The sequence below is a fragment of the Pseudomonas sp. Sample_9 genome (assembly GCF_004307535.1).
Lineage (GTDB): Bacteria > Pseudomonadota > Gammaproteobacteria > Pseudomonadales > Pseudomonadaceae > Aquipseudomonas > Aquipseudomonas mercuritolerans.
The window spans coordinates 2,669-15,820 of record NZ_RAZO01000260.1 but is presented as its reverse complement, the minus strand read 5'-3'; the positions used below and the strand labels follow the sequence as shown (position 1 = coordinate 15,820).

11 protein-coding genes and 1 pseudogene are annotated in these 13,152 nt (G+C 59.5%); 4 read left to right on the top strand and 8 right to left on the bottom strand.

Translation table 11 applies throughout. The annotated features are described in order from the left end of the window. Positions 1-54 precede the first annotated feature (54 nt). Positions 55-1,443 (bottom strand): L-cystine transporter, encoded by a 1,389-nt coding sequence (locus D6877_RS14575; RefSeq protein WP_130911249.1) that lies wholly within the window; start codon positions 1,441-1,443, stop codon positions 55-57. A gap of 239 nt (positions 1,444-1,682) precedes the next feature. On the opposite strand from D6877_RS14575, the gene D6877_RS14570 reads away from it, so the two are divergent. Next, positions 1,683-2,738, top strand: coding sequence for a haloacid dehalogenase-like hydrolase (locus tag D6877_RS14570; protein ID WP_130911248.1), 1,056 nt, complete (start codon positions 1,683-1,685; stop codon positions 2,736-2,738). Between the two features lie 191 nt (positions 2,739-2,929). On the opposite strand, the gene ilvD is transcribed toward D6877_RS14570, so the two are convergent. The 6 genes from ilvD to D6877_RS14535 form a co-directional block, all read right to left on the bottom strand. Next, the gene (gene ilvD / locus D6877_RS14565; RefSeq protein ID WP_130911247.1) at positions 2,930-4,771 is read right to left on the bottom strand and encodes a dihydroxy-acid dehydratase; all 1,842 of its coding nucleotides are present in this window, start codon (positions 4,769-4,771) and stop codon (positions 2,930-2,932) included. A 256-nt stretch (positions 4,772-5,027) separates the two neighbouring features. Next, entirely contained in the window at positions 5,028-6,260 is a 1,233-nt protein-coding gene (locus D6877_RS14560) for a multidrug effflux MFS transporter (protein WP_130911246.1), read from the bottom strand. Next, positions 6,253-7,230 (bottom strand): diiron oxygenase, encoded by a 978-nt coding sequence (locus D6877_RS14555; protein ID WP_130911245.1) that lies wholly within the window; start codon positions 7,228-7,230, stop codon positions 6,253-6,255. The genes D6877_RS14560 and D6877_RS14555 overlap by 8 nt, the downstream gene beginning before the upstream one ends. Beyond that, positions 7,227-8,300, bottom strand: a complete 1,074-nt coding sequence (locus tag D6877_RS14550; protein ID WP_130911244.1) for a SagB family peptide dehydrogenase — start codon at positions 8,298-8,300, stop codon at positions 7,227-7,229. The genes D6877_RS14555 and D6877_RS14550 overlap by 4 nt, the downstream gene beginning before the upstream one ends. Positions 8,301-8,750: 450 nt before the next feature. Beyond that, positions 8,751-9,947 carry a class I SAM-dependent rRNA methyltransferase gene (locus D6877_RS14545; RefSeq protein ID WP_130911243.1) on the bottom strand — a complete coding sequence of 399 codons (1,197 nt, stop codon included), beginning with the start codon at positions 9,945-9,947 and terminating at the stop codon, positions 8,751-8,753. Positions 9,948-10,108: 161 nt separating this feature from the next. After that, positions 10,109-10,648 carry a type 1 glutamine amidotransferase domain-containing protein gene (locus tag D6877_RS14535; RefSeq protein WP_071172203.1) on the bottom strand — a complete coding sequence of 180 codons (540 nt, stop codon included), beginning with the start codon at positions 10,646-10,648 and terminating at the stop codon, positions 10,109-10,111. Between the two features lie 228 nt (positions 10,649-10,876). Here D6877_RS14535 and D6877_RS14530 point away from each other — a divergent pair, with 228 nt between their 5' ends. From D6877_RS14530 to D6877_RS14520, 3 genes are read left to right on the top strand one after another with little or no spacing between them, the layout of a single operon-like run. Next, entirely contained in the window at positions 10,877-11,689 is an 813-nt protein-coding gene (locus tag D6877_RS14530) for an HDOD domain-containing protein (protein WP_178083688.1), read from the top strand. Between the two features lie 12 nt (positions 11,690-11,701). Further along, positions 11,702-12,514: a bifunctional DNA-formamidopyrimidine glycosylase/DNA-(apurinic or apyrimidinic site) lyase gene (mutM, locus tag D6877_RS14525; RefSeq protein WP_016772703.1), complete on the top strand. Its 813-nt coding sequence runs from the start codon at positions 11,702-11,704 to the stop codon at positions 12,512-12,514. A 56-nt stretch (positions 12,515-12,570) separates the two neighbouring features. Beyond that, positions 12,571-12,894 carry a multidrug transporter gene (locus D6877_RS14520; protein WP_130911240.1) on the top strand — a complete coding sequence of 108 codons (324 nt, stop codon included), beginning with the start codon at positions 12,571-12,573 and terminating at the stop codon, positions 12,892-12,894. 151 nt (positions 12,895-13,045) lie between these two features. On the opposite strand, the pseudogene D6877_RS14515 reads toward D6877_RS14520, so the two are convergent. Continuing rightward, positions 13,046-13,152, bottom strand: a pseudogene (locus tag D6877_RS14515) (ferredoxin); the annotation flags it as partial.

Below are 13,152 nucleotides of genomic sequence, written 5' to 3'. Positions count from 1 at the left end.
CAGCTTGCAGCTTGCAGCTTGCAGCTTGCAGCTTGCAGCTTGCAGCTTGCAGCTTCAGCTGACTAGCTGCGCGTGTTCATCAGCATCCAGCAATGCTTTATCCGTCTGCTGCATGACCTGACTGGTTATCGCCCCAGCGGTAATCGAGCCACTCACGTTCAACGCGGTGCGGCCCATATCGATCAGCGGCTCCACCGAAATCAGCAACGCCACCAGTGACACCGGCAAGCCCATTGCTGGCAGCACGATCAGGGCGGCGAACGTTGCGCCGCCGCCAACTCCGGCGACACCGGCCGAACTCAACGTGACAATCGCTACCAGTGTCGCGATCCACAGCGGATCCAGTGGGTTGATGCCGACCGTTGGTGCCACCATCACCGCCAACATCGCCGGGTACAGGCCGGCGCAACCGTTCTGGCCAATCGTTGCGCCAAACGAGGCAGCGAAACTGGCTACCGACGACGGAATGCCCAGACGACGGGTCTGCGCTTCGATGCTCAGCGGAATGGTCGCCGCGCTGGAGCGACTGGTGAAAGCAAACGTCAGCACCGGCCAGATCTTGCGGAAGAAGCGCAGCGGGTTGATCCCGGCGGCCGACACCAGTACGCCGTGCACGACGAACATCAGGCCCAGGCCGATATACGACACCACGACGAAACTGCCGAGCTTGATGATGTCTTGCAGGTTGGAACCGGCGACCACTTTGGTCATCAGCGCCAGCACACCGTACGGGGTCAGCTTCATCACCAGACGCACCAGACGCATCACCCAGGCTTGCAGGGTGTCGATGGCGTTGATCACTTTCTGACCTTTCTCGACGTCGTCCTTGAGCAGTTGCAGTGCGGCGACCCCGAGGAACGCGGCGAAGATCACCACACTGATGATCGAGGTCGGCTTGGCCCGGGCCAGGTCGGCGAACGGGTTCTGCGGAATGAACGACAGCAGCAGTTGCGGCACATTGAGGTCTGCGACCTTGCCGGCGTAGTCGTTCTGAATGGTTTGCAGGCGCGCCATTTCCTGAGTGCCGGCGACCAGACCTTCAGCGCTGAGGCCGAACAGGTTGGTCAGGCCGATGCCGATCAACGCCGCGATGGCGGTGGTGAACAGCAGCGTGCCGATGGTCAGGAAACTGATTTTGCCCAGCGACGAAGCGTTGTGCAGGCGTGCCACGGCGCTGAGGATCGATGCGAAGACCAGCGGGATTACGATCATCTGCAGCAGTTGCACGTAACCATTGCCGACCAGATCGAACCAGCCGATCGAGGCTTTCAGCACCGGGTTGCCGGCGCCGTAAATCGTGTGCAGCGCTACGCCGAACGCCACGCCGAGGATCAGTGCAAGCAGGACTTTTTTCGCCAGGCTCCAGGTCGTGTGGCGGGTTTGCGCCAGGCCGAAGAGCAGGGCGAGGAACACCAGCAGGTTGAGAATCAGCGGTAGATTCATGAGGACTCCAGAAAAGACTGTGCCAACAGCCATCCGGGGCTGCTGCGAACAGGCAAGCCTAACAGCTTGATTTGCAATGATTTAATAACGAAATGGCAGGGCGTCCGTCGTTTTTGGAATAAGAGCGTGTCGCTGTCGGCAATGCAACTGGCGCGCAGGGGACGCAGGCGGTCGCTGACAGGTGAGGGTTGTCACACTGATTTGTTAGCGTCGAACTCTTTGCATCGGGGAGTAGCGCTATGAGAATTGCACGCACGTTGTTGGCTGTTGCACTGGCGGCTGGCCTCGCCGGCCAGGCATTGGCCACGGACCTCAAGCATTGGCCGGCAGATCAGGCCAAGGCGCTGGACGCAATGATTGCCGCCAACGCCAACAAGGGTAATTACGCGGTGTTCGACATGGACAACACCAGTTACCGCTACGACCTCGAAGAGTCCTTATTACCGTTCATGGAAAACAAGGGCCTTATTACCCGTGACAAGCTCGACCCTTCGCTGAAACTGATGCCCTTCAAGGACACCGCCGAGCACAAGGAAAGCCTGTTCAGTTATTACTACCGGCTCTGCGAAGTCGACGACATGGTTTGCTACCCATGGGTGGCGCAGGTGTTCTCCGGCTTCACCCTCAAGGAGCTCAAGGGCTACGTCGACGAGTTGATGGCTTCGGGCAAACCGGTGCCGGCGACGTATTACGAAGGCGATGTGGTGAAGAAACTCGACGTCAATCCGCCGAAGATCTTCACCGGCCAGCAGGAGCTGTATAACAAGCTGATGGAGAACGGCATCGAGGTCTACGTAATGACCGCCGCCTCAGAGGAACTGGTGCGCATGGTCGCGGCGGATCCCAAGTACGGCTACAACGTCAAACCGCAGAACGTCATCGGCGTTTCACTGCTGCTCAAGGATCAGAAGACCGGCGAGCTGACCACCGCGCGCAAACAGATCACTGCCGGCAAATATGACGAGAAGGCCAACCTCGGCCTGGAGCTGACGCCTTACCTGTGGACCCCGGCAACGTGGATGGCCGGCAAGCACGCGGCGATCCTGACCTATATCGATGAATGGAAAAAACCGGTACTGGTCGGTGGCGATACCCCGACCAGCGACGGCTACATGCTGTTCCATGATGTCGACGTGGCCAAGGGCGGCATTCACTTGTGGATCAACCGCAAGGACAAGTACCTGACGCAAATCAACGGCATGATGGCCAAGCACGCGGCGGCGCAGGCCAAGGAAGGCTTGCCGGTGACAGCGGACAAGAATTGGGTAATCGTCAAGCCTGAGGAAATCCAGTAAGCCACCCCGATTCAAGGTGGGAGCGAGCCTGCTCGCGAAAGCGTAATGTCAGCCACCCTCTTCGTTTCTGACATACCGCATTCGCGAGCAGGCTCGCTCCCACAGTTTGATTTTCGGTGAGTTTCGGATTTTGGCCAGACAAAAGAATGCCCCGCACATGGCGGGGCATTTTTTTGTACGACGGTTAAGCCTTACTGCCCGTCGAGCATCGCTTTGTTACGCACCGCACCCTTGTCGGCACTGGTCGCCAGCAGGGCGTAGGCCTTGAGCGCGGTAGTCACTTTGCGTGGGCGCACCTCGACCGGTTTCCAGCCTTTCTTGTCCTGCTCGGCGCGGCGTGCCGCCAGTTCTTCGTCGCTGACCAACAGGTTGATCGAGCGGTTCGGAATGTCGATCAGCACCTTGTCGCCATCCTGCACCAGACCGATCGCGCCACCGGCCGCAGCCTCTGGCGAAGCGTGACCGATCGACAGGCCGGAAGTACCGCCGGAGAAACGCCCGTCGGTGAGCAGCGCACAGGCTTTGCCCAGGCCTTTGGATTTCAGGTAGGACGTCGGGTAGAGCATTTCCTGCATGCCCGGGCCGCCTTTCGGGCCTTCGTAGCGAATGATGACGATGTCGCCTTCCTTCACTTCGTCAGCGAGGATGCCGCGCACGGCGCTGTCCTGGCTTTCGAAGATTTTCGCGTTGCCTTCGAAGACATGGATCGACTCATCAACCCCGGCGGTTTTCACCACGCAACCGTCCTGCGCGATGTTGCCGTACAGCACGGCGAGGCCGCCTTCTTTCGAATAGGCGTGCTCGAAGCTGCGGATGCAGCCGTTTTCACGGTCGTCGTCGAGGGTTTCCCAACGGGTCGACTGGCTGAATGCGGTCTGGGTCGGAATGCCCGCAGGACCTGCCTTGAAGAAGTGATGCACGGCTTCGTCGCTGGTCTGGGTGATGTCCCACTTGGCGATGGCTTCTTCCATGCTGCGGCTGTGTACGGTCGGCAGGTCGGTGTGCAGCAGGCCGCCACGGGCCAGCGAACCGAGGATGCTGAAAATGCCGCCGGCGCGGTGCACGTCTTCCATGTGGTACTTCTGGATGTTCGGTGCGACTTTGCACAGCTGCGGCACGCTGCGCGAGAGACGGTCGATGTCGCGCAGGTCGAAATCGATCTCGGCTTCCTGGGCGGCTGCGAGCAAGTGCAGGATGGTGTTGGTCGAACCGCCCATGGCGATGTCGAGCATCATCGCGTTCTCGAACGCCTTGAAGTTGGCGATGTTGCGCGGCAATACGGAGTCGTCGTTCTCGCCGTAGTAACGCTTGCACAGCTCGACGATGGTGCGCCCGGCCTGGAGGAACAGCTGTTCGCGGTCGCTGTGGGTGGCCAGAGTCGAACCGTTGCCCGGCAAGGCCAGACCCAGTGCTTCGGTCAGGCAGTTCATCGAGTTGGCGGTGAACATGCCGGAGCACGAACCGCAGGTCGGGCAGGCGCTACGCTCGTACTCGGCGACTTTCTCGTCGGACGCGCTGGAGTCGGCGGCGATGACCATGGCGTCGACGAGGTCGAGACCGTGGGAAGCGAGTTTGGTCTTGCCGGCTTCCATCGGGCCACCGGAAACGAAGATCACCGGGATGTTCAGGCGCAGCGCGGCCATCAGCATGCCCGGGGTGATCTTGTCGCAGTTGGAAATGCACACGATGGCGTCGGCGCAGTGGGCATTGACCATGTATTCGACGGAGTCGGCGATGATCTCGCGGCTCGGCAGCGAATACAGCATGCCGTCGTGGCCCATGGCGATGCCGTCATCGACAGCGATGGTGTTGAATTCCTTGGCCACGCCACCGGCGCGTTCGATTTCGCGGGCGACCAGTTGACCCAGGTCCTTCAGGTGCACATGCCCCGGGACGAACTGGGTGAACGAGTTGGCGATGGCAATGATCGGCTTCTTGAAGTCGTCATCTTTCATGCCGGTGGCGCGCCACAGTGCGCGGGCGCCGGCCATGTTGCGGCCGTGGGTGGATGTTTTCGAGCGGTAATCTGGCATGGAGCACTCCGGGCGGCTAATCACGTACTAAAGGGGAGTGAGCTTCTGTTGACCTCTGAAACACCCGAAAAATGGCCGTGTGTCCGGAAGCTGCCGATGACGTTGCGGGATCGCCGCTGGTCTCAGCCTGAGCTCATAAACCCGCCGGGGATGAATGGCGATGAATGAGGCGATTCTACACCGCTGGCGTCGCGAGGGAATGGCGCAAAGCGTTGTTCCCCCGCTGAAGAGGCACGCGGGATGACGACTGGCAGGATCAGTGGTCGCCTCCCGGCATCACCGGATTGCTGCGCAGGTTGCTGACGCGACGGCCTATCACGCTGTTGAGCAACAGCGATACGCCGCTCAACACCACGAAGCCGTAACCCAATGTCGCCTGCAGGTTGGCCGGGCCGAGGCTGATCAAGGCGCTGACCAGCCCGCCACAGATAAAGATGATGGTGCTGCCAGCGGACGCCGATGCGCCGGCATTTTCGGCAAACAGGCTCATGGCGCGGGAGGTAGCCGGTGGCCGTGAAATGGTCGTGCCCACCGTGCAGATCAGCATCGGAATCAGCACCGTCGCCGCTGACAGATCATGATCGGCCGCCAGATAGAGCATCACCAGCCCCGAGAGCAGGATCAGACTCAGCCCGGTGAGAATCTGCTGTTGCGCATTGATATGCCGATTCAGCACGCTGGCGAACACGCCGCCGAAGACATAGGCGGCGCCGTAAATCAGCAGGATCAAGGCGAAATCGTAAGGTGCCATCTGCAGCTGCTCCATGAAGATCAGCGGCGAAATGACAATGAAGGAAAAGTGGCAGGCGAAAGCGAAGGCGGAAATCAGCCAACAGCCGACAAATTCGAAATTGCTCAGGACGCGCTGATAGGACTGGAGGAAGCCAAGGCGGCTGGGATCATGAGGAGGACGGCTGTTATCGAGCAATCGCCAGGTCTTGATCAGAACTGCTGCGGCCAGGGCGATGAAGACCCAGAAGCTGCCGCGCCAGCCGAGCGTGGCTTGCAGAAACGTACCCGCCAGTGGCGATACCGAAATGAAGATGCCTGTTGCGGTGACCATCAGGATTCGCAGGCGATCGCGCTCGTTGCCTTCGAACAGATCCTGCACCAGAGCCTGGGACAGCACGAAGCAACCGCATCCCAGTGCCTGCATCACCCGGAAAATCAGGAACAGCGTGTAGTCATTGCTCAGCGCGCAGCCAAGCGCGCCGAGCAGCGACACGCTCATGCCGGCAAGCAGCAGACCTTTGCGCCCGATCACATCGGACAACGGGCCGATCAATAGCTGGGCAAATGCGATGCCCACGGCAAACAGACTGATCGACAGGGCGATGTCGTTTGGCGATCGGCCAAAATGTGCTGCCAATGCCGGAAAGGAAGGCAGCAGCACATCCAGTGGAAACACGCCAAGCAGGGTCATCGCCAGCAGCAGGCTGACGGCTGCGCGCTGTTGTCGACGGGTAACTACAGGGTTGTGTTTATCCATCGATCAATCCTGCCTTGGCGAAAAGTGTCCGGTTATGAGGCAGTGCAAAAAAACCTGCTTTGTGCAGGGCTTCAAGCGTGGGCCTGGAGCCAGCACGGGCGCGGGCGCGCCTGGCCTGCATCGTGGTCATGCCGGCGACAATCTCGAGCGCGTCGCTATCGGCAATACCGGCCGAGCGCAGGCTTTGTTGCAGCCAGCTTTCATCGGCTTCAAAGAAAATCGAAATGATCTCCACCAGCGTCTTGCTGGCGAACAACCGCTGGCGACTGTTCATCGCGATCCAGAAATAATGGAAAGCTTCGGCGAAATAGCGGCTGTGCCTGGCTTCGTCGGCCAGGTGATCGCGCAACATGTCGTTCACGCTGCTGACCAAAGTATCGCGGCAGGCCTCCAGCAACTCACGGGCAATGATCGTTTCCGAAACGAACCCAAGCAGGAACCAGGCCAGTGCGCGGTTCTTCTCCGGCGTGCGCGCGATCAAGGCGTTCATGCGGGTGATCCGCCTCGGAATGACGGGGCGCCGGGTGATGCTGTAGAACGCGGCGATCTGCTCGGCAATCTGGTTGGAAAACAACGCGTGATAGCCCTCGTCGGTATACAGCTGCAGCGCTGCATGTTTCATCGGCAGCGGAATGTAGATGGGCAGTTCGCGATGCACGATGACTTCCACTGCGCGGTTGACGATGCGGTGTTCAAGCAGGGTGGTGTAGTCGAGGAAGTACACCAGATGATTGGCCGTCAGGCGATGCAGGGTGTCCCGACCCTTGGCCTGAATGGCCGGGTGCGTCAGATAGGGCAGAAACGCCGGGGGGAACCAGTAGCGTGTCTGCAGTTGCTGCTCGACATCGCCTGGTAGTCGATAGTCATGGGTACTGCAGCGCACCGATGCACGGTTGTCCCAGTCTGGAAGGGTAAATTTGAGCGACCATGAAACCGGCGCTTCGCTCTCATCCATCGTCGGGGAAATCATGACGCTACCCCGCTCAGCAGATCACGCATTTCCTGGCACATGGCCTGGCCATCGCTTTCTCCGCAGCCGACGAAGAACAACGGTTGCTCGGCGCTGCCCGCGATGCCGAGCAGGGTTTCAACCTGCGCGTCGGCGAACGCGCCGGTCAGCCAGGTATTGAGCCCCAGCGTTGTTGCGACCAGTTGAAATGTCTGCGAGAGATGGCCGGCCTCGATGAATGCCATGCGGTAGGCGCGTGAGTGCTCGTACTTCCACCAGAGACGATCAAACCTTGCAGTAATGAAGACGCCCAGCGGCAGGTTATTGATGAAATGCTGGCCACCGAGCAATTGACCCAGTTGCGGATCGGGCAGCGCATTGATCCGACTCAGAGCGTGTTCGGCAGGGTGGTAAGCGTAGACGCCGGGTTCCAGCCCGCTGACATTCTGCGCCAGAAGAAAGCCCTCACAGGCATTCAGTCCGCCACCGGACGGGCAGCTTCGGCGGGCCTCGAGTCCTGGCGCGACAGGATCATCGTGGGCATTTTCGCGCGGTGGCAGATAGCCGAGGGTGAAATACAGCAGCTTGCCCACCTCGTCCAGTGTCACCGCCGCACCGGTGTAGGAACGGCAGGTTTTGCGCTTGAGCAATGCCCGAGTCAGGCTGTCATCGTCCATCGCTCCCGGCTTAGGCAGGGAGATGAGGGCCTCCACAGGCTGCGGCGACCTGGAGTGTGCAGGTTCCGGCTTTGCCAGCACTTCGCTGCAATGCGCCAGATATTGCCTCGACCACTCGTGAATGTTCTGTGGAATATACTCACAAGGAATATTTTGTGTGCCGATGTGATAGATCCTGGATAGTTCATCCCAACCCCATTCCGGGCTGTCTATTTTTGCAATGGTTAGAATGTCTGCGTCCAGAAGTTGTTTGTCTATTATGTTGCCTAGGTCAAAAAGGTCAGGGTTGTCTATAAGTTTCGCGAGGCGATTGGAGTATTCAAGGCCAAGCTCGTGTTGAGTGTGGTTTTTGTAATTCCACACAACTTGGCCAGGTGGGCGCGGCAATATAAATAGAAAAGGATTGATATACATTTGTTCAGGTCACTCAGGAGTAGTCTGAAGGACGCCGCAGTGCCGGCATTCTGCGGCGTCCAGACTTACTTAACGTACGTTGGCTGCAACCAGAAAGGCGAGGTTGGCGATTTTATTTGTTTCCAGATAAATGGTTTTCATGATGTGAACTCCTTGTTCATAGAAAGTTGAAGTCGCTTCATGGCGACAACTTCATAATAGTTTGTAATCGAATATTGGCAAGAGGATATTAAGTAGGAATATTCCAGTAATTTTGTCGGAGTGATCTTGTGCTAATGACTTATTGTGTAGGTTAATTTTCCATAAATAGCGGACACAAAGAAACGTCCTGCAAAGCCGACGGAAATTATTGTAGGAAAAGTTTCAAGCACTCATGGTGAGTGTGAATAAGCGAGGGAAGGGCGTCGCAAATGAAACGGGGAACCTGTGGCTCCCCGTGTTCAACCGCAATCAGCTATTGGGCAGCAGACGGCAGGTGATGCTTTTGATATAGCGGGTTTCAGCAATGGCCGGATGCACCGGATGATCCGGACCCTGGCCGCCACGTTCGAGCATCTGGATGTTGCGGTCCAGATGACGGGCGCTGGTCAGCAGGATGTTCTGCAGATCGTCTTCAGGCAGGTGCATGGAGCACGAAGCGCTGACCAGAATGCCGTCCTTGGTCAGCAGGCGCATGGCTTGCTCGTTCAGACGACGGTAGGCGCCTTCGCCGTTCTTCATGTCTTTCTTGCGTTTGATGAAGGCCGGCGGATCGGCAACGATCACGTCGAAGCGCTCTTCGCTGGCTTTGAGTTCCTTCAACGCTTCGAAGACGTCGCCTTCGATGCAGGTCATCTTGTCAGCGAAGCCGTTCAGCGCGGCATTGCGCTCGACACCGTCAAGGGCGAATGCAGAGGCGTCGACGCAGAACACTTCGCTCGCGCCGAACGCAGCGGCCTGCACGCCCCAGCCACCGATGTAGCTATAGAGGTCGAGCACGCGTTTGCCCTTGGCGTAAGGTGCCAGGCGCGCGCGGTTCATGCGGTGGTCGTAGAACCAGCCGGTTTTCTGACCTTGAATGACCGGTGCCTCGAACTTCACGCCGTTTTCTTCCAGCGCTACCCACTCCGGTACCAGACCAAACACGGTTTCGACGTAACGGTTGAGGCCTTCGGCGTCGCGGGCGGCGGAGTCGTTCTTGAACAGGATGCCGCTTGGCTTGAGCACCTGGGTCAACGCGGCGATCACGTCGTGTTTATGCGCTTCCATGGTCGCCGAGGCGATCTGCACCACGAGGATGTCGCCGAAGCGATCCACGACCAGACCCGGCAGCAGGTCGGAATCGCCGTAGACCAGACGATAGAACGGCTTGTCGAACAGACGCTCGCGCAGCGACAGCGCGACATTCAGGCGATGCACCAGCAGCGACTTGTCCAGTGCCAGTTTGATGTCGCGCGACAGCAGGCGCGCGCAGATCAGGTTGTTCGGGCTCATGGCGACGATGCCCAACGGCTTGCCGCCAGCGGCTTCGAGCACCGCCTGATCGCCGGCCTTAAAGCCGTGCAGAGGCGTGGCGGCCACGTCGATTTCGTTGCTGTAGACCCACAAGTGGCCGTTGCGCAGGCGACGGTCGGCGTTGGCTTTGAGGCGCAGGCTAGGCAGGGACATGACGTCGCTCCGGAAAAAAGAGCGGGAGTATAGCGTGTTGAGGCGTGCTCCGGTCTGGCCTGCGATGAAAAGCGGATGGCCCCTTCGCGAGCAGGCTCGCTCCCACACTTGGAATGCATTCACCTGTGGGAGCGAGCCTGCTCGCGAAAGGATTTCGGCGGTTACGCAGCCAGTGCGTCAATCAGGGCCTGACTGAACGCCGGCACATCATCCGGCTGGCGGCTGCTGATCAGGTTACCGTCCTTGACCACTTCTTGGTCGACCCAGTTGACCCCGGCATTGACCAGATCGTCTTTGACCGTCTTGTAGCTGGTCATGGTCTTGCCGTTGACCAGTCCCGCCGAGATCAGCAACCAGCTGCCGTGGCAGATCACGGCAATCGGCTTGCCCGCCGAAGCGGCAGTCTTGACCAGATGCTGAGCATCCTGATCGATACGGATGGTGTCGGAATTCTGCACACCGCCGGGCAGCAGCACGGCATCGTATTGATCGACGCTCACAGCCTGGAAGGTGTTGGTGACGGGGAAGTCGTCGGCCGGTTTGTCATGGTTCCAGCCTTTGACGGTGCCGGCCTCGGCCGACAGGATATCGACCTGCACGCCGGCCTGCTCGAGGGCATCCTTGGGGCCGGTCATTTCGACCTGTTCGAAACCATCGGTAACCAAAATAGCGACGCGTTTGCCATTGAGGGAAGTTGCCATCGGTAAGCTCCTGAGTCTGTGGAGATTTTGCCTTCGCAGCGAACCGTTGAGGTCCGATGCGCCCTACAGAGTCCGAAGCCTGTGCACAGATGAAAGTTCCGGCGATGTGCCCATCGGTGTGTCGCCCTGCCGTTTCAGCGGTTAGAATCGCCGCCTGTCCCAGAGTGTGTACTTATGTCCCAAGAGCTGACCACCGAACAGATTCAACAATCGCTGCAAGGCATCAGTGTGCCGGCGCAACCGCAGATCATGGTGGATCTGCAAATGGAGCAGTACATGCCCGACCCGGACCTGGAGGTGATCGCCAGGCTGATCTCCCAGGATCCCGGTCTGTCCGGCGCGCTGTTGAAGATCGTCAACTCGCCGTATTACGGCCTGAGCAACAAGATCACCTCGATCCAGCGTGCGGTGAACCTGTTGGGCAGCCGTTCGATCATCAACCTGATCAACGCGCAGTCGATCAAGGGCGAGATGAACGACGACACCATCGTCACCCTCAACCGTTTCTGGGACACCGCGCAGGATGTGGCGATGACCTGCCTGACCCTGGCCAAGCGCATCGGCACCCAGGCCGGTGACGAAGCCTATGCGTTGGGCCTGTTCCACGATTGCGGCGTGCCATTGATGCTGCAGCGTTTCCCCAATTATATGACCGTGCTGGAAGAGGCCTACGCCAGCGCCAGCCCGGAATGCCGCGTGGTCGATACGGAAAACCGTGTGTTCAACACCAACCACGCCGTGGTCGGTTATTACACGGCCAAGTCCTGGCGCCTGCCGGAGCATGTCAGCGCCGCCATCGCCAATCACCACAATGCGCTGGCGATTTTCAGCGACGAATCGTCGAAAAACAGCCAGCTGAAAAACTTGCTGGCGATTCTGAAAATGGCCGAGCACATCTGCGCCTCCTACCGGGTGCTGGGCAACCAGAGCGAAGATTTCGAGTGGAATGCGGTTGGCCCACTGGTGCTCGATTACGTCGGTCTGTCGGACTACGACTTCGAAACACTCAAACAAACGATTCGCGACCTCGGCGCGCATTGATCCGAGGACACCATGCCTGAACTGCCGGAAGTCGAAACCACCCGTCGCGGAATTGCCCCGCACCTGGAAGGCCAGCGGGTCAGCCGGGTCATCGTCCGCGACCGGCGCCTGCGCTGGCCGATCCCCGAAGACCTCGATGTGCGTTTGTCCGGGCAGCGCATCGTGCTGGTCGAGCGCCGCGCCAAGTACCTTTTGATCAACGCCGAGATCGGCACGCTGATCAGCCATCTGGGCATGTCCGGCAATCTGCGCCTGGTCGAGGCCGGGTTGCCGGCGTTGAAGCACGAACACGTCGACATTGAACTGGAATCGGGACTGGCCCTGCGCTACACCGACCCGCGACGGTTCGGCGCGATGCTGTGGAGCAACGACCCGCTCAATCACGAGTTGCTGATTCGCCTCGGGCCGGAGCCGCTGACCGATCTGTTCGATGGCGAGCGCCTGTTCCAGCTGTCACGCGGGCGCTCGATGGCGGTCAAGCCGTTCATCATGGATAACGCGGTGGTGGTCGGGGTCGGCAATATCTACGCGACCGAAGCGCTGTTCGCCGCCGGCATCGATCCGCGCCGCGAAGCCGGGGGCATCTCCCGCGGGCGTTACTTGAAACTGGCGATCGAGATCAAACGCATCCTTGCTGCCGCCATCGAGCGTGGCGGCACGACGTTGCGCGATTTCATTGGCGGTGACGGTCAGCCGGGATACTTCCAGCAGGAACTGTTTGTCTACGGCCGCGGCGGTCAGCATTGCAAGGTCTGCGGCACCGGCCTGCGCGAAGTGAAGCTGGGCCAGCGCGCCAGCGTGTTTTGTCCGCGCTGCCAGACCTGAAAAAATCCTTGGGTCTATAGTGAGAAGTCTCACTGCGCAGCCCGAAGGATCGTGCCATGAAAGTTCTGCAAGTCCTCTTCGTCAGTCTGCTGCTGAGTTCCTGCCTGGCTGTTCAGGCCTCGGAAACCGGCAGCGGTGATCCCCGTTACACCATCCAGAATCCCCCGGCCTACGCCATGCTTGGCGACCTGCTGATTGCCCGGCCCTTGCTGGTGGTGGCCACGGTGATCGGTGCGGGGGCGTTCGTGGTGTCGTTGCCGTTTACCGCACTGGGCGGCGGGGTCGGCGATGCCGGTCAGGCGCTGGTGGTCGACCCGGCGAAAGCGGCGTTTGTGCGGTGTCTGGGGTGTACAGGGGAGGGGTTTGAGCAGCGCGAGTAAGCTGATCGGGTTTCAGTGGTGTGGCTGATGGCCCATTCGCGAGCAGGCTCGCTCCCACTTGGGTTTTGGTGTTCACACAAATTTGTGTTTCACCACCGACTCTGTGGGAGCGGGCTTGCCCGCGATGGCTTCGGTACAGGCGCTGAAGAGATCAGGCCTTGCCGGTGATCTTGCGGTACTTCTCCATCAACTGTTCTTCAGTCTCCGGATGGGCTTCGTCCAGTGGAATGCAATCCACCGGGCAGACCTGCTGGCACT

What these genes read in the sequence shown, in the direction of transcription:
- D6877_RS14575 (WP_130911249.1), bottom strand. Translation starts at nt 1,443, where the DNA reads ATGAATCTACCGCTGATTCTCAACCTGCTGGTGTTCCTCGCCCTGCTC.
- D6877_RS14570 (WP_130911248.1), top strand. Translation starts at nt 1,683, where the DNA reads ATGAGAATTGCACGCACGTTGTTGGCTGTTGCACTGGCGGCTGGCCTC.
- ilvD (WP_130911247.1), bottom strand. Translation starts at nt 4,771, where the DNA reads ATGCCAGATTACCGCTCGAAAACATCCACCCACGGCCGCAACATGGCC.
- D6877_RS14560 (WP_130911246.1), bottom strand. Translation starts at nt 6,260, where the DNA reads ATGGATAAACACAACCCTGTAGTTACCCGTCGACAACAGCGCGCAGCC.
- D6877_RS14555 (WP_130911245.1), bottom strand. Translation starts at nt 7,230, where the DNA reads ATGATTTCCCCGACGATGGATGAGAGCGAAGCGCCGGTTTCATGGTCG.
- D6877_RS14550 (WP_130911244.1), bottom strand. Translation starts at nt 8,300, where the DNA reads ATGTATATCAATCCTTTTCTATTTATATTGCCGCGCCCACCTGGCCAA.
- D6877_RS14545 (WP_130911243.1), bottom strand. Translation starts at nt 9,947, where the DNA reads ATGTCCCTGCCTAGCCTGCGCCTCAAAGCCAACGCCGACCGTCGCCTG.
- D6877_RS14535 (WP_071172203.1), bottom strand. Translation starts at nt 10,648, where the DNA reads ATGGCAACTTCCCTCAATGGCAAACGCGTCGCTATTTTGGTTACCGAT.
- mutM (WP_016772703.1), top strand. Translation starts at nt 11,702, where the DNA reads ATGCCTGAACTGCCGGAAGTCGAAACCACCCGTCGCGGAATTGCCCCG.
- D6877_RS14520 (WP_130911240.1), top strand. Translation starts at nt 12,571, where the DNA reads ATGAAAGTTCTGCAAGTCCTCTTCGTCAGTCTGCTGCTGAGTTCCTGC.